The organism is Prevotella sp. (genome assembly GCF_051059605.1).
Classification (GTDB): Bacteria; Bacteroidota; Bacteroidia; order Bacteroidales; family Bacteroidaceae; genus Prevotella.
In genome coordinates this window covers 859,198-875,471 of record NZ_CP050883.1, presented here as the reverse complement: position 1 = coordinate 875,471, position 16,274 = coordinate 859,198, and the positions used below count along the sequence as shown (strand labels likewise).

General features: G+C 35.7%; 12 protein-coding genes and 1 tRNA gene. 5 read left to right on the top strand and 8 right to left on the bottom strand.

Going from position 1 to position 16,274, the window contains the following annotated elements; translation table 11 throughout:
- Positions 1–9: 9 nt before the first annotated feature.
- Positions 10–1,023, top strand: a complete 1,014-nt coding sequence (locus tag HEQ28_RS03425; RefSeq protein ID WP_434503785.1) for a GGGtGRT protein — start codon at positions 10–12, stop codon at positions 1,021–1,023.
- 55 nt (positions 1,024–1,078) lie between these two features.
- On the opposite strand, the gene HEQ28_RS03420 is transcribed toward HEQ28_RS03425, so the two are convergent.
- Entirely contained in the window at positions 1,079–2,431 is a 1,353-nt protein-coding gene (locus HEQ28_RS03420) for an oligosaccharide flippase family protein (RefSeq protein ID WP_434503784.1), read from the bottom strand.
- Between the two features lie 148 nt (positions 2,432–2,579).
- On the opposite strand from HEQ28_RS03420, the gene HEQ28_RS03415 reads away from it, so the two are divergent.
- Entirely contained in the window at positions 2,580–3,365 is a 786-nt protein-coding gene (locus tag HEQ28_RS03415; RefSeq protein ID WP_434503783.1) for a glycoside hydrolase family 25 protein, read from the top strand.
- Here the strand turns inward: HEQ28_RS03415 and HEQ28_RS03410 are convergent.
- Entirely contained in the window at positions 3,349–4,152 is an 804-nt protein-coding gene (locus HEQ28_RS03410; protein ID WP_434503782.1) for a gliding motility protein GldB-related protein, read from the bottom strand. The genes HEQ28_RS03415 and HEQ28_RS03410 overlap by 17 nt on opposite strands.
- 205 nt (positions 4,153–4,357) lie before the next feature.
- Here HEQ28_RS03410 and HEQ28_RS03405 point away from each other — a divergent pair, with 205 nt between their 5' ends.
- Positions 4,358–5,587: a DUF4861 domain-containing protein gene (locus HEQ28_RS03405; RefSeq protein ID WP_434503781.1), complete on the top strand. Its 1,230-nt coding sequence runs from the start codon at positions 4,358–4,360 to the stop codon at positions 5,585–5,587.
- Here HEQ28_RS03405 and HEQ28_RS03400 read toward each other — a convergent pair.
- From HEQ28_RS03400 to HEQ28_RS03390, 3 genes are read right to left on the bottom strand one after another with little or no spacing between them, the layout of a single operon-like run.
- Positions 5,574–6,599: a glycosyltransferase family 2 protein gene (locus HEQ28_RS03400; RefSeq protein WP_434503780.1), complete on the bottom strand. Its 1,026-nt coding sequence runs from the start codon at positions 6,597–6,599 to the stop codon at positions 5,574–5,576. The genes HEQ28_RS03405 and HEQ28_RS03400 overlap by 14 nt on opposite strands.
- A 5-nt stretch (positions 6,600–6,604) precedes the next feature.
- Positions 6,605–7,945: a tRNA (N(6)-L-threonylcarbamoyladenosine(37)-C(2))-methylthiotransferase MtaB gene (gene mtaB, locus HEQ28_RS03395; protein ID WP_434503779.1), complete on the bottom strand. Its 1,341-nt coding sequence runs from the start codon at positions 7,943–7,945 to the stop codon at positions 6,605–6,607.
- A 25-nt stretch (positions 7,946–7,970) separates the two neighbouring features.
- Complete coding sequence (locus tag HEQ28_RS03390; protein ID WP_434503778.1) at positions 7,971–8,864, bottom strand: GYF domain-containing protein; 894 nt, start codon at positions 8,862–8,864, stop codon at positions 7,971–7,973.
- Between the two features lie 107 nt (positions 8,865–8,971).
- Here HEQ28_RS03390 and HEQ28_RS03385 point away from each other — a divergent pair.
- Positions 8,972–9,046: transfer RNA gene (locus HEQ28_RS03385), tRNA-Arg, on the top strand.
- A gap of 415 nt (positions 9,047–9,461) precedes the next feature.
- On the opposite strand, the gene HEQ28_RS03380 is transcribed toward HEQ28_RS03385, so the two are convergent.
- Positions 9,462–11,609: an ATP-dependent helicase gene (locus tag HEQ28_RS03380; RefSeq protein WP_434503777.1), complete on the bottom strand. Its 2,148-nt coding sequence runs from the start codon at positions 11,607–11,609 to the stop codon at positions 9,462–9,464.
- A gap of 605 nt (positions 11,610–12,214) precedes the next feature.
- Here HEQ28_RS03380 and HEQ28_RS03375 point away from each other — a divergent pair.
- Positions 12,215–13,906 carry an ISL3 family transposase gene (locus HEQ28_RS03375; protein WP_434503776.1) on the top strand — a complete coding sequence of 564 codons (1,692 nt, stop codon included), beginning with the start codon at positions 12,215–12,217 and terminating at the stop codon, positions 13,904–13,906.
- 699 nt (positions 13,907–14,605) lie between these two features.
- Here the strand turns inward: HEQ28_RS03375 and HEQ28_RS03370 are convergent.
- Both HEQ28_RS03370 and HEQ28_RS03365 read right to left on the bottom strand, forming a co-directional pair.
- Positions 14,606–15,100: a pyridoxamine 5'-phosphate oxidase family protein gene (locus tag HEQ28_RS03370; RefSeq protein WP_434503775.1), complete on the bottom strand. Its 495-nt coding sequence runs from the start codon at positions 15,098–15,100 to the stop codon at positions 14,606–14,608.
- Positions 15,101–15,229: 129 nt separating this feature from the next.
- The gene (locus HEQ28_RS03365) at positions 15,230–16,222 is read right to left on the bottom strand and encodes a TerC family protein (protein WP_434503774.1); all 993 of its coding nucleotides are present in this window, start codon (positions 16,220–16,222) and stop codon (positions 15,230–15,232) included.
- Positions 16,223–16,274 lie beyond the last annotated feature (52 nt).

Sequence of the window (16,274 nt, the reverse complement as noted above, 5' to 3'; positions counted from 1 at the left end):
GATACAGATATGATAAGAAAAGTAATTTTTGAAAGCCAGGAGCGCCGTATAGACAGTGTGCTTGCAACTCTTAAGGAAAACGGTATTAATAGTATCGAAGAGGCTAATGAAATTTGCGAAAAAGCTGGTGTTGATCCTTATCAGATGTGTGAGGATACACAGCGTATCTGCTTCGAGAATGCGAAGTGGGCTTACGTTTGTGGTACAGCTATCGCTGTTAAGAAAGGTGTAAAGAATGCTGCTGAGGCTGCTGAGGCTATTGGTCTTGGTCTTCAGAGTTTCTGTATCAAGGGTTCTGTTGCTGACGACCGTAAGGTTGGTCTTGGTCATGGTAACCTTGCTGCTCGTCTTCTTCGCGAAGAGACAGAATGTTTCGCATTCTTGGCTGGTCACGAGTCTTTCGCAGCAGCTGAAGGTGCTATCAAGATAGCAGAGATGGCAAACAAGGTTCGTGTTAAGCCTTTGCGTGTCATTCTTAATGGTCTTGGTAAAGATGCAGCTATGATCATCAGCCGTATCAACGGTTTCACATACGTACAGACAAAGTTCGATTACTATACTAGCGAAGTTAAGGTAGCTCAGGAAATCGCTTATTCTGATGGTGCTCGTGCAAAGGTTAAGTGCTATGGTGCTGACGATGTACGCGAGGGTGTTGCTATTCTTTGGAAAGAGAACGTTGATGTTTCTATCACTGGTAACTCTACAAACCCAACACGTTTCCAGCATCCAGTAGCCGGAACTTACAAGAAAGAGCGTCTTGCTGCTGGCAAGCCTTATTTCTCTGTAGCTTCAGGTGGTGGTACAGGTCGTACTCTTCACCCAGACAACATGGCAGCAGGTCCTGCTTCTTATGGTATGACAGATACTATGGGTCGTATGCACTCTGATGCTCAGTTCGCAGGTTCTTCATCAGTTCCAGCTCACGTTGAGATGATGGGATTCCTCGGTATGGGTAACAACCCAATGGTTGGTGCAACTGTAGCTATTGCTGTTGCTCTTGACCTTGCTATGAATAAGAAGTAATTCTAGAATTAGCAACATATATGCTCCTGTAACTCAAAAGGTTACAGGAGTTTTTTTATTTACTAATAACATACATGGCATATAACATAATAAATGATGCCACTGCGCCGGTCATTACTTTTATAGAGGGTTTATATCCAAATACATAATGCGTATAAACAGCTACGAAAAGCAATTCCATGAAGGCAGAAATTGAAGTGCCGATACCAAGTCCCATTAAACCACCTATATGATAACCCAATATTGAACTTATTAAAAGTAATATTGCTGAAACTAATTCTTGAAATAAATACAGTAAAGATTTGCCTTGAGCTAAAGCTACATATTCTATTGGTAAATACACGGCTCTTGCGATTACACCAAACAATGCTACTTTCACAAATGGTATTGCTCCCATGAAATTATTGCTAAACAATATTGGTAATATGTGTGAAACCAATGGCATAAAAACAAGCAATAAAGGCAAAGCGATAAGCAAATTAGTTATTATCTGTCTGTTGATAATATCCATCATGTCTCTCATTGTGTTATTTCTTGCAAGTCGAGGAAAATAATCAGCTTCCAAAGCTGAAAAAGCAATGCCTGAGTATGTCATTGTTATCATAAATCCTGCATTGTATAGTCCTACTATCTCCAAAGAAGCATTTGTACTTAGAAATGATCGTATGACATATTCCGTTCCACTGCCAGCCAAACATGCTAAAGAAAAAGCAATACCCAACTTTAATAATGACATATCACTCTTTATACAATTCAATATATTGTTTATTGATGGTATATTACTAAAACGCAAACCTGTTGCGTGGCAGCATAATAAGTATGTGAAGAGTGTTGATAAAACTAAAGAAGGAACAATAGCCTTTGCTCCAAAAGCATAAAGCAGAGGAATACTAACGATCAATGAAATTACAGTCCCTGCAACTATTAATTTTGCCAGTTTTGATTGCTTTCCTGTACCTTTAAGTATTGCAATCTCTCCTCCAGAAAGAGTCGTTAATGATACTGCAAAAGGAATAAAAATCAATTCAAACAAATGGTTTTCAGATTTACCAAATGAAATAAAATTGAATAATGGAGACATTACTAATGTAATTATAAAACCGCACAAGGCTGCAAAAATGCTCCATGACCTTACCGATATTATAGATTTAGCTAGTTTTTCATTGTCTTGTTCATAGCAGTTGGAGATTTTTTTCACTCCCGAAGTTTGTATTCCTAATCCAGTAATGTCACCAGCCATTCTCGCAATGGAGTTATAAATGGAAAACATACCGAAACCATTAGCACCCAATAATAAAGCTACAAATTTCGTCTTTAACAGACCTATGATGATGTTTATTATTTGGACACCACCAAAAAGACCTGCCGATTTTATGTTTCGAATGTATGTACCACGTCTGGAATTCATTGTTTGCAAAGATAAGCAAACTTTTCATCTTATCAAAGAAAAAGGAAAATCAAATTGAATGTTGCATATTTTGACACAAATCGTGCTAATGATATTTGTGGGTCATTCAAACTTTCCGTACCTTTGCATCATATTATTTTCACAGGTGATGGTCAAAAAGAGAAAAGAGAAAAACAAAAACGGAAACAGATTACTGAAATTAATTATTTTATCATGCGGTGTCTTGTTTTTACTATGGTATTATATGCCATGGCAGATGCTTAACACTGCCAAATATGATAAGAATTGGCCATATACTGATATTGATGCACCGTTTTCTGGAGACTATGATGGAATTGATATTTCTAAACATCAGGGAAAGATACATTGGGATATCCTTTCTAAAAACAATCATATTAAATTTATCTATATAAAAGCTTCAGAAGGAATATACAATGAAGATCCATGCTATAAACGTAATGTTTCTGAAGCAAAGAAACATGGTTTCTTAATTGGTTCTTACCATTTTCTTTCTAAAAATTTTTCAGGTAGAAGGCAGTTTAATCACTTTAATGATGTTGTTGATAAGGAGCAACAAGACTTATTGCCAATAATAGATGTAGAAGATGATGGAACTCTTGGTTGGAGCAAAGAAAAAATACAGACTGAATTAAGCGATTTCATTGATGCATGCAAAGAAGAATATGGAAAGGCTCCAATAATATATTGCAGCGAGTCATATTTTAAAGATAATCTTTCGCCAGAATTTGATAACTATATCTTGTTTATCGCCAATTATACAGGTACACCATTGTTGCCTGGAAAGCCAGTCTATGATATGTGGCAATTCAGTAAAAAAGGACATGTTCCAGGAATTTGGAATTGGGTAGATTTAGACAAACTATCACCAAATGCAAATATTGATGATTTAAAGTTGACTAAAGATACTGACTAAAACATTTATAGTCGTCACTAGTAAGCAATTTGTCAAGAGTAACGTTTTTATTGTCATTCATGTAGCTCTCAACTGCATCAATAAATTTGGTAGTGAACACTTTATTTCCAATAATTTTATTAACAGCATACATAACCTTCCCCATGTGCAAATCCTTTTCTTGTTGGCTGCGGTGGTCGAAGTTAGGCATCTGATAAATACTTAAAAGATAAAAACTCAGACAATCAGGAACAATATATTCCCTGGACATTGTCTTGCATTGATTCTTTGAATAATATTTTGTATATAAAGGGTAATCCTCACCCAGATATTTATCAAGACAAATGCCGATAGTTTTATCCCCTACTATAATGCTTTGGTCAAGAGCGCCTATCTGTGCGTAAACTTTAGGCATCTTAAAATGAGATAACTCTTTATCAGCCTTACCGAAAGCAGATGATAATTTTTTATTGATATCATCAATACTTGCGTATTGGGTTTCAGCATCAGTAATAAGTGTTTGAAGTGTTGTATCTTGATAGAAATTAAGAAAACGGCTATTAATATCTGGTTCATAAACAGCTCCTAATTTTAGCACATTTTCAACCAAGGTTCTAGTTTCTATCGGGTATTCTGTATTCATTTCTTGAAGAGCTGAAAAGTCGCCCGTTGTAAGATATCTGCTCTCGATACGATCATAGCGCAATATCTCAACGTGGCTCTCAATGTCACTATTTGGCTTAAGTTTTAATTCACAAGCCACACAGAGTACCATTACAGCAAATAATATGTAATAAATCTTCTTCAAACGAATAGTCTCCCTTAAAATTCAACAACGCAAAAGTACTAAAAAATATTTTTTAATGCAAGTGTTTTGCTAAAAAAATTAAATTTTATGGTCAAATATAACACTTTTAACTCAAAATTAGTAAAAAACTCAAATGAAAATAAAAAATATTTATTAAGCCGAACATTTATAATTATATTTGCATTAACAAACTGAAATATAAACAATGATTAAAACAAGTTTTATCACATTTGCGCTATTTTTGGCTGCAAATAGTTGTGTGGCTCAAAATTCGCTGAGTGTTGATGTCACTAATCCTTATAACATTGAGATGAGTGATGCTCCAATTGTTATAAGTCTAAAAAATTACCCTTTAACAACATCTTCTATTGTAACTTGTAATGGAGCGGAAATCGCTTCACAGGTGGATGATCTTGATGGTGATGGTAATAACGATGAGTTATGCTTTATAACCAATCTTAAAGCTAAAGGAAAAAAAACATTCAAAATATTGCTTGACAATAAGTCAGATCAGAAACAATATAAGAATTTAACTTTTGCCGAATTATTATTGAGAGATCCAAAGGTGAAAGACAAAAATAAGCATGATTTGTATTTATCACAGATTGCTGCTACTGATGAAATGAAAGATCAGTACCACCTACTTCATCACCACGGCGTGGCTTTTGAAAACGAACTGATATGCATGCGATTCTATTTTGATGAGCGACAGACTCTTGATTTATATGGTAAATTTCACAAGGGATTGGAACTTAAAGATACACAGTTTTATACTTCTAAGGAACAAAAGTTGAAGGGATATGGCGATGATATTCTTTGGGTAGGAGACACTTTCGGTTTCGGTGCTCTTCGTGGCTGGAACGGTAGCGCTTCTACAATGATGAGTGATGTTAAGTCTAGAGGACAACGTATTGTTTGTTATGGTCCTGTTCGCACAATCGTTGAACTTACTGATAACGGATGGAGATATAAGGAAGGACAACCACGTATTTCTTTAACAGAAAGATATACACTATATGCAAATCACCGTGATGTTGATGTAGAAGCATGGACTAACCGTGATTCTAAGAATATTGAATTCTCTACTGGATTGATAAATATGAAGAACTCTTTGGAGTATTCAGATCATACCGGTCTTCGTGGACTTTGGGGAACTGATTGGCCAGCAGGTAACGATACAATAAATTGGAAGCGTGAGACTGTTGGAATGGGAATATATATTCCGCAGAATTATCGCATAAAAGAATTGCCAGCTGACAAAGATAATTATGGTTTTGTAATCCGAATGGTCAACGGAAAACTTAATTATAAAATTACATATTCAAGTGCTGATGAGTCTTTTGGATATCACGACTCAAAGTCATGGTTTGAATATCTTAAAGAATGGAAGAAAAATATTAACCTTCGCCCGATTATTAAAATCAAGCGTGATTAATAATATCAATGAATGTCTTCCTGCCGCGAACATAATATTGCCAAAGCAGGGAGATATTCATTTTGTCATTTTTACATCCTTCTACCCTATTCTTCTGTATTAGGTCTCGGTCTGACTTGAAGTCTTTTCGCCATTTTTTGAATGCTCGGCGAGCTTTATATATAGCCTTGAAGTCACCAATATTCTTATCTACAATTAGAGTCTTCCATGCTGCTGTATAGTCAAGTATCCACCTTAAACGCATAGCAGACTTCAATTCCTCTTCAGGAAGATTCTTATATAGCATTGTAAGATTGTTGCGGAAGTTCAGATAAGTTTTCATCGGATTACTCTTTGGTAATGTACCGCCTCCAACATGAAAGACTTTGCTTTCTGGAATGCATACAATCTTATGACCATACAGATTAAGTCTCCAGCACAAGTCTATCTCTTCGTTATGTGCGAAAAAGCGACCGTCTAAGGCTCCGACGTTCCAATAGTCTTTTGAGCGAATCATTAAGCAAGCACCAGTTGCCCATGAAACCTCAGCTATATCATCATATTGTCCTTTGTCTTTTTCTACTGTGTCGAAAACTCGTCCACGGCAGAAAGGATATCCTAGCTTGTCGATAAATCCACCAGAAGCACCAGCATACTCAAACGAGTCTTTATCGAATATAGATAAAAGTTTCGGTTGACACGCTGCAACATCTTGATGTTCATCCATGTATTTCAATAGTGGTTTCAGCCAATCTTCAGTAACTTCCACGTCAGAATTCAATAGCAGATAATATTCGCTATCTACTTGTTTTAGAGCTTGATTATAACCTTCGGCAAATCCATAGTTTTTGTCAAGCGTAATAATCTCAACCTCAGGAAAGTCTTTCTTCAGCATTTCAATTGAATCGTCAGATGACGCATTATCTGCAACGATAACTTTAGCATCCTTCTCAGAATGTTTAATCACCGTTGGCAGATATTTCTTCATCATATCCCTGCCGTTCCAATTTAGTATTACTATTGAAAGTTTCATATCTCTCAAATTATTTCCGCTTTGAGTGCTGATCCGTCATGATTAAAATCACCCAACTTTACACGGATAATCTCATTATCATACTCTATGCAAGCACTTGAAGCAGGAATTTCTACACGGATATAATTATCTGTAAATCCATGCATAGCTTTTCCTCTAGGAGCTTTCTCAAAAAGCACATCCATCTCCTCACCTATATACTTGGCATAGAAGTCATGTGTCTTTTGGTCGCTAAGTTCAAGCAGTCTCTTTGAACGCCTTTTCTTTTCCTTCTCTTCAACAACGTAAGGTATTGAGAGGGCACTAGTTCCTGGGCGTTCACTATATGGGAACACGTGTAACTGAGTTACTGGTAGTGATTTCAAGAATTCGTAACATTCTTGGAAATATTCAGGTTCTTCTCCACGGCATCCTACCATAACGTCAACACCAATGAAAGCGTCTGGCATTTTCTCTTTTATAAGATTTATCTTATGTGCGAACAGGGCACTGTCATATCGTCTGTGCATCAACTTCAACACTTCATCACTTCCACTTTGCAATGGTATGTGAAAATGAGGCATGAATGCACGGCTATGTGAACAATAATCTATCAGTTCGTCTTCCAACAAGTCGGGTTCCAAACTACTAATTCGAAATCTTTCTATACCTTTGACATTATCAAGAGCCTTTACTAAATCTATAAATTTCTCGTGAGTAGTTTCGCCAAAGTCACCAATGTTTACGCCTGTAAGAACAATCTCTTTGCCACCTTCTGCAGCAGCTTGCTCAGCCTGCTCAACAAGTGAGGCTATTGATGGATTTCTAGAGAATCCACGTGCGTAAGGTATGGTACAATAAGTGCAGAAATAGTTACATCCGTCTTGTACCTTAAGGAAATATCTTGTTCTATTTCCTCTTGAACAAGATGGCTGAAAAGTCTTGATATCCTTAGTTTTAACGGAATGGAATTGATGCAACGCTTCCTTATCATCACCTTCAGTAAAGGCATTACTTAAATATTGAATAAGGTTAGCCTTTTCATTAGAACCAAGTACAAGGTCTACCCCATCAATTTTACTAACCTTTTCAGCTTCAAGCTGTGCATAGCAACCAGTAACGACAATAAAAGCACCTGGATTTTCACGTGCCATTCTGTGTATAGCCTGTCTGCATTTATGGTCTGCAACTTCTGTAACTGAACATGTGTTTATAATGCATATATCAGCATTCTCACCCTTTTCGGCAGCTACGACACCCATTTCGGAAAGCATCTTTCCGAAAGTAGATGTCTCTGAGAAATTGAGTTTACACCCTAATGTATAATAAGCCGCTTTCTTACCTTGAAAAGCTGAACTATCTATCATAAATATTTATTGAATCTTTAATTATTTACAGACCAAGAATCTTGCAGATCTTATCAATTATACCGTCTGTACTGTCAGCAGCCTGATTAAGTTTCTCGCTAAGTTTCTTGTCTACTTTATCCTGAACTTTCTTACTTACTTTATCTACGATCTTATCAGCGGCTTTGTCCAAAGCATCATCTGAATTATCTTTTGAATCCTTTTCATCCTTTGAATCATCTTTTACTGATTCGCTTTGGGTATCTTCGCTATTATCATCGTCGTTTACCTCCTCCTTATCAGAAGAGCCATTCATCGTATTCTCATAGCATCTCACGATATCATCAGCGTTTACTGTATATACATGTCCTATGAAACCATAAGAAACATTATGCTCACGACCATCAAACTTTACATCACATACAGAATAAATAATGTAGTTATGGTAATTAATCATGTCGTCTAGTGTAGAATCAACAGTATTGTCATCCAATATCTTTGAGATAACGCTTAATCCCATAGACAACAAGTCATCGCTATTACCTTCTTTTTCATTAATCTTATCCACAGCCTCAGTAAGTTCTTTCTTGATAGCATCCTTATGGCGATCCTTACTTGGGTTGGCTATTGCCAATATAATAATAATTGCTATTGCGACAATTGCGACAGTTTTCCAAATAGGTTTCTTTTCCTTCTCTTTTGGTTCTGTCTCCTGATTGTTTACATTATTAATATAAGGAGGAACAGGAGGTGGAGTTTGCTGTACTTGTGTATTAGCTTGAAGCATTATGCGTAATTCCTCAACCTGCCAAGCTGGAGTCCAGTCTGCAAAGCCGTCAGCCCAAACAAGTGTTTCTGCTGTTATATTTTTATTCTTTACAAGAATTTCGGCACTAAAAGGTCCTACTTGTAGTCCGTTTTCGATAATAAAATAATTCATATAGTCTAATTTATTTTGAAATATGCATGCAAAGTTAGAAAAAGTTTTGATAAAATTTGCATATATGGGAAGAAAAGATTACTTTTGCACCCGATTTAAAGATCAATGGTTTCGTAGCTCAGTTGGATTAGAGCAACAGCCTTCTAAGCTGTGGGTCCTGGGTTCGAATCCCAGCGAAATCACAAAATAGGAACTATTGCTAGTTCCTATTTTTGTTTTTAGCTATATAAATACTATACAAAACAAATATACGGTGTTATATTTGTAATATAATCAATACAAAATTAAGGAAATGGGGAAGTTATTACTTATGCTTGTTTGATAAAAATTCGTTGGTATGCTGCGGACAAAATGTAGATAATGTGCCTATCAATATCAGTGCTGACACTTCTATAGACTTTATAACCAATAACTTTTAACCGATTAATGTTAGACAACTTGTATTTAAGTTTATAAATCATTCCTGCAGATAACGACATTACTTAAACAACATTTAATGACTTATGCCTGTTAAGACATAGCATTTAACTCGTCAATGTTTGATGATATCAACCTAACTATGGCCTAAACGTCAGAATTACGAACTATCTTTGTCGCCTATAGTATGTTATCGATAGGTGATAAGAATTTTGCTAGAATAGTTCGTTCTTCACCATTACCAAAGATTACAATATAAGATTGTCGTTCTTTGCAGAATGATTTAATTATGCCTTCACCGAAAAAATTATGTTTTACTTTCCCATTTTCTGGGAAAGAGAATTTAGGTGGTGTTAATTCTTCATTAAGTTCTGATACTTGTTCATCTGAAGCTTTCCATAAGTCTACATCCATTTTACCTTCAGTAACAAAGTAGTCTTTTTTTATTTCGTGAAGGAATCGAGATGGATATTTGTTTGTTCTTGTTGCGTAATTATATCCTTCTGATTCGGTAAGGAAAAGTGCCTTCTCGGCTCTTGTTACTGCGACATACATAAGTCTCCTCTCTTCTTCCAAACCTTCTTTTTTTCTTTGCCTAATAGTTTTATGACTAGGTAGAATGCCTTCAGTTAAGCCACATACAAATACATATGGAAATTCAAGTCCTTTTGACTGATGGATAGTCATTAATTTGATGCATCCTTTTTTCTCTTCACCATAATCCATATTTGTATATAATGCTATATCTTGAAGATAAGAACTCAATGATATTTCATTTTCTGCATTAATATTTTCATAATAAATAATTGAATGTTGAAGCTCGCCCAAACTTTCAAGTCGTTCTTCATCACCATCCATTCTTAATGATTCCTCTAATCCACTTTTTTTTAGGATGTCTTGAAGTAGTTCTGAAATTGATAAAGATGATACCTTTTCTTTCTCTGTTTCTATTAAATTCACAAATTCAGCACCTTTATGAAACTCTGGTTCTTCAATATGATTTTTCATTGCTTCGTAAAGCGTACAATTTTCTTGCTCTGCAATAGCTTTAAGTCTTGCTTTGTAGACATCTCCTATTTTACGGGATGGTCTGTTTACAACTCGTAAAAATGATAAATCATCATTTTTTTCTAATAAACGTAGGTAGCATAATGCATCTTTAATTTCTTTTCGTTCAAAAAATCTTATTCCACCATAGATAATGTATTCAAGGTGATTTGACATTAGTTCTTGTTCTATGCCGCGAGACATATATGAAGCTCTATAAAGGATTGCAAAATCTGAGGAAGAAGCATGCTTGTGTTCTATTAAGCTCATTATCTGCGAACATATCCATTGCGCCTCTTCAGTTTCGTTCTTACCGTGATAGTGTATAATTCTTGTTTGTTCTTTGTTTTGATTAGTATGTAAATCTTTCTTTATTCTATTATCATTATTAGCAATTATAGAGTTAGCGACATTGAGTATACTCTGAGTAGAACGATAATTTTCATCAAGAATGATATCTTTATCTGATTTAAAATCAATAAAGACTTTGGGCATGGCTCCACGCCATTCATAGATAGCTTGATCAGGATCACCAACAATAAATAAATTTTTCTTCGTTTCAGTAATAGTATTTATAATTGACCAATCATTTTGATTACAATCTTGAACCTCATCAACCATGACATAGTCAAATTGATTTTGCCAATACAAATATGCCTCTTCGAAGTTTAGGAAAATATAACGTACAAAAAGTATGATGTCATCAAAATCTAACGCAAATGCTTTTTGTTGCTTCATTAGAAACACCTTAAACTCATCATTTTCAATATCCTCATATGTCCCCTTTTGAAATTCTTTTGGAATAAGATACTCATCTATGTAGGTGAGCATTGACGAATATTTACTCCTTTTTATTCCTTCAATAAATTGTTGAGCAGTTACCGTAGTTTTATCTAGATTACTCTCTTTAATAATCTCCTTTGCAAGCGTAATTTGATCTTCTGTATCTAATATCGTAAAAGTCTTAGGGTAGCCTAAACGATAAATTTCCTTACGCAGAACTTTAACACAAAAGCCATGAATGGTCGATACGTAATCATTGTAATTACCGATATGCACCATTTTCGCAATTCTAGATTTCATTTCTTGAGCTGCCTTATTCGTAAATGTCAAGCATAATATATTAGCAGGATCTATTCCTACTGTCTCAACCAAATATGCATACCTATGAGTAAGGGCCTTGGTCTTACCCGAGCCTGCCCCCGCAACAACTCTAATTTTACCATCAATAGCGGTTACAGCTTCTTTTTGTCTGTTATTTAGACCATCTAATATATTCATGTTCTTTTCCCCCAGTCATTAATTGTTTATGTTATTTGCATCGGGATAAATTGTGTGTCTTGCTATCAAAGTGTTAGATTATTACAACTGTATCGGTTAGTTTATACATCTACGCAGTCTCGTCAATATACACATAATCATCATTGCGCATCTTCTTGATGTTTTGTATATCCCTATTGGATATTTCACAAACATCTTTATTTGTTGCGAAGATACAAAAAAAATGAATAGAATCCAATGATGGCTTTATAAAAAGCGAAGAAAAAATAAATAATGATTACATATTAGCATAAAACACATACGATACGTTTATTTTGGCCATTAGTGTTATAAAGTCAAAACACATATCTGTACTCATAATAATGCTAGAAAAACGTTTGTAAGATCAAACAGATGAAGCCAGAGCAAAGCTTGCTTGAACTATGTGTGCAGATAGATTATGGAGAATATCAGACAAAGATTCCAAAAAAAAGGTTCTTCTTCAATTTAGGGGGTTAAATATCGGTGCTTTAGTATTATAAACTATTAGCTAACACATTGATAATCAACACATTAGTTAACGTTAAAAAGTTGTAGATGTGGTGTTTTTTTTGTATCTTTAATGTGTGAAAAATAAAAATAAAACAACACGCACATCTACACAGTGCAAAGATACTTCAAAGTATTCGAATCAGCAATTTTTTCGAAAGATAAATGCTTCCATCAAAGATAAATGCAAAACTTCTGGTCTAGTGTTGACTGATTTCATTCAAACCAGTTCTGGTATTGTATTGCATGCTATTACAAAGAACAGATTACCTTGTTGCCCTTATTGCGGGGAGCCTAGCCATAGTGTTCATGACTATAGATATCGTAAGTTACAGTATACGGAGATACTCTCCCAGAGCAGCAAGATCATCATTACCTGCCGCCGTATGAACTGCACGAACGATAAGTGTTCAAAGAAAACATTTATGGAACCTCTAAAGTTCGCCAGACCTTATGCCAGATGTGTAGATGAGGTAGTCTCACGTATGCAAAAGGAATCGTTAAAGCAACCATCAAGGCTTGCCAGACAGACTCTTGCCAGCCAACATATAAAAGTGAGTTCATCCACCTGTCTGAGAACCGCAAGGTCTTTAGGCAAAGAGAATCCCATGGACATCGCGTGCAGTGGATATGTTGCCATAGATGATCTGGCATACCGAAAGGGACATAAGTATATGTGCGCCATAGCAGACCACTATACACGAAGGGTGCTGGCTATGTTTGATACACGATATGGTCCTGAGATAGGTGAATGGTTTAAGATGCACCCCCAAATCAAGTTGGTTAGCAGGGATGGCAGTTGGGCATATGCTTCGATTATCAAAGAAGCCTTGCCTGATGCAGAGCAGGTCTCAGATCATTTTCATCTTGACAAAGGTCTTGGAGATCATATGGTTGAAGTTATACAGAAGATGATTTGTCAGAAGAAAAATACGCTGCCATATCCTTATCCTTCCCTGGACGAAGCCAGAAGTTATATCATGGAGGATCTTTATGAGATGGGAGAGATCAAGCACAGAAAGAGGGTTAGAAATTACTTTGCAGCACGACATATGCAGGAAGAAGGGATACCTTTGAAAGACATCGCTGAAAAGTTGAATGTAAAATCTCAGCAGGTATACAATTTGTTTAATACAAATATAAAGAAAATACTCAGCAATGATCAAATGAAAATACTCCGTCAAACTCCAGAACTGGCACGGATAATCAGCAGTGGTTCCATCGCACCAACAAGCATTGAAAAGAAGATGGATGGAAGACTCTGTTCCAAACTCATATGTAAGGCTACCAAAGGGCTAAGAGACAGATATAAGATACTTCGCCAGCAAGTCAGGATACATAACAAAGATCCCAAGAACAAGAAAGGAACAAAAGTAACTGCCAAAGCAATCAGAAAATATATAATGACAGGTATGACTACATCAGAAAAGCTGCTCAAACTTAAACAAACGCAGCCAAATATAGACAGCATTATACAAACCTGCATATTCTTCAGAAATATGGTTGCAGGAAAGGAGGATGCACCCGATATTGATACCTGGCTTAAATTGGCTTACAACTGTAATTGCCGCAAGCTCGCATCTTTTGCTGAATATATAACAAGAGATAAGGAAGCTATCAAGAATACATATCTTACAAACTACAGTAATGGAATTATGGAAGGAACCGTCAATAAAATCAAGGCAATTAAAAGATCGATGTTTAATAGAGCAAGTGTAGAATTATTAAGAGCCAAGGCTATATACGGAGGATATTACCCCCTAAATTGACGAAGAACCAAAAAAAAAGAAAAATAACCTACACTAACTACACTTTTAACCTAAACAACTATTAGTCAACGGGTTACCTAATGTATATAAGTGCCTTTTCCTACACCTTTCCTACATGATTCCTACACTATAAACACTTATTTGTACTTAAAACGATGAGTTTTGCTCAAATCGCAATACTAAAGTTGCGTTTTGGTTTGGACATATTTGTTCATTTCTCCGGCTGTAAAGCAAATCATTGCGGTGTCTTTCATGAAAATAGTGAATATAAGAATCTTATTTCTCTTGTAAATGAAATATGGACACCAAACTGATTTATAAAATGTTTCAATATGCCAACCTTTTCAGTAAGAGATTTCAGAAACTATAAATGATAAGCAGTAACAGCTTAAAACAAAGTATAGTGATTCCGTAAGTATAACTATGAATGTTTATAATCATGTCCTATTATAGCCAAAATACATAAAGCGCAGCAAGAATAAAATCACCTTTTTCGGTGCGCCTTTGAGTGATTAGGCCCTAATCACTCGGTAAAGCATGTAGGACAACAGAGTGATTAGGGCCTAATCACTCCCTAAAATGTATAAGAACGGACTTATATACATTAGCTAACATGTTGTATAACAATGCGTTTGGCAAAAAGATGTAGGAAATCACATTAAAAACTCGCAAAAATCTTTTTTTCTAGTGCGCAGACTGTTAATCTGCCGCAGGCACATGTTTGCACTTTCCACTGAACTCTGTGAAATCTATGCGTATAATGTTTACTCTATGGAATGACTTTTGAGAGTACTTAGCACCAAGTTCTTTGAAATCAGGTGATAACTTGTCTACTAACTTTAGCAAAGCAGCCATACGCTCCTCTGCAGTCAAGTTGATATGTGCCACTCCCTTTAAGATAACACTCTCATACTCTGTCGTGAATTTACCAGGCAAAAGATTTACATTACCAACGATGCAAAAACTTACGTTAGGATATTTAGCAAGCCCATCAAGTTTATGCCCATCTGGTGCGCAATGAATATAGATGGAACTCTCGCCGTCCCAAACATAGTTTAATGGTATTCCGTATGGCAAACCCTTATCGTCAATCATACTTAATATTCCATATTCACTGTTTTGGAGGAGTTCAACTGCCCTATCCTCTTCCATTAATTTATCTCTGCGACGTACTCCGTCATTATTAAATATCATAATCTAATGTGTGTTTATTAATTAGATGCAAATATAAACATATTTTGCCATTCAGCTAGTAACAAGTGTTACCATCGCTGTTAAATAAATAAAAAAGGCGACCGTTAATCTGCCGCCTTTCAATATTGTTTATTGTAGTTTTTTCTTTTCAGGAATTACCAATGACAGTCCTATGCTGACCGTGAGAACAGCTAGAATAAATATCAATGATTCTATAGTTCCAATCTCCACATACTCATGTATAAGCAGTTTAACGCCAATGAATACAAGAAGTACGCATACACCCGGTTTGAGATACCTGAAACGATCAGCAACACCAGCTAGAAGGAAGAACATTGCTCTCAATCCCAATATCGCAAATATGTTTGAGAAGAATACAACATAAGGATCCAACGAAACTGAGAATACCGCAGGAATGCTATCAAAAGCAAATATCAAATCGCTGAACTCAATGAATATCACAGTTACCATTAACGGTGAAATAAACGGGAAATACTTCCTGAGAAGTTTCACTATAGGATGATGCTCAACATCAACATGACTTTCATCTTTGTTTCTGTCGATAAACATTTTCACACCACTGTAGAGTAAGAAACCACCAAATACAATCAGTACCCAGTCGAATTTTCTTATCACAGCTGCACCAAGGAATATGAAGATAAACCTCATGACTATAGCACCGAGAATACCCCAGTTAAGAACTCTTTGATAATCTTTTTTCTTAACTCCGAATGATGTAAATATCATCATCATAACAAACAGATTATCAACGGATAAAGTCTTTTCTATTAAATAACCTGTTATGTAAGAAATAGTCATGTGCTGACGGTACATCTGCACAGAACCTTCAAAATCATTAGGATTGATTTTCATGTGATCTGCATATTTGGAAACGACCAATTGCAGGTCAGACATATTATGTATGCCATGCACCAAATCACCATGAAACCACAAAAAAGCCGAAAAAGCTAGAGCTAAAGTTATCCATACCGCCGTCCAACTTCCAGCCTCTTTCATTGAAACTTCGTGGGCTTCTTTGTCAATAACCAGAAGATCGACCAATAGAATAGCTACAATGAATGCGATAAAGCATCCAAAAAATATTATCTCTGAATAATGCATTATTAATTTCTATTACAGATAAAACACTAATATTTCGCAAATTTAGGCATAT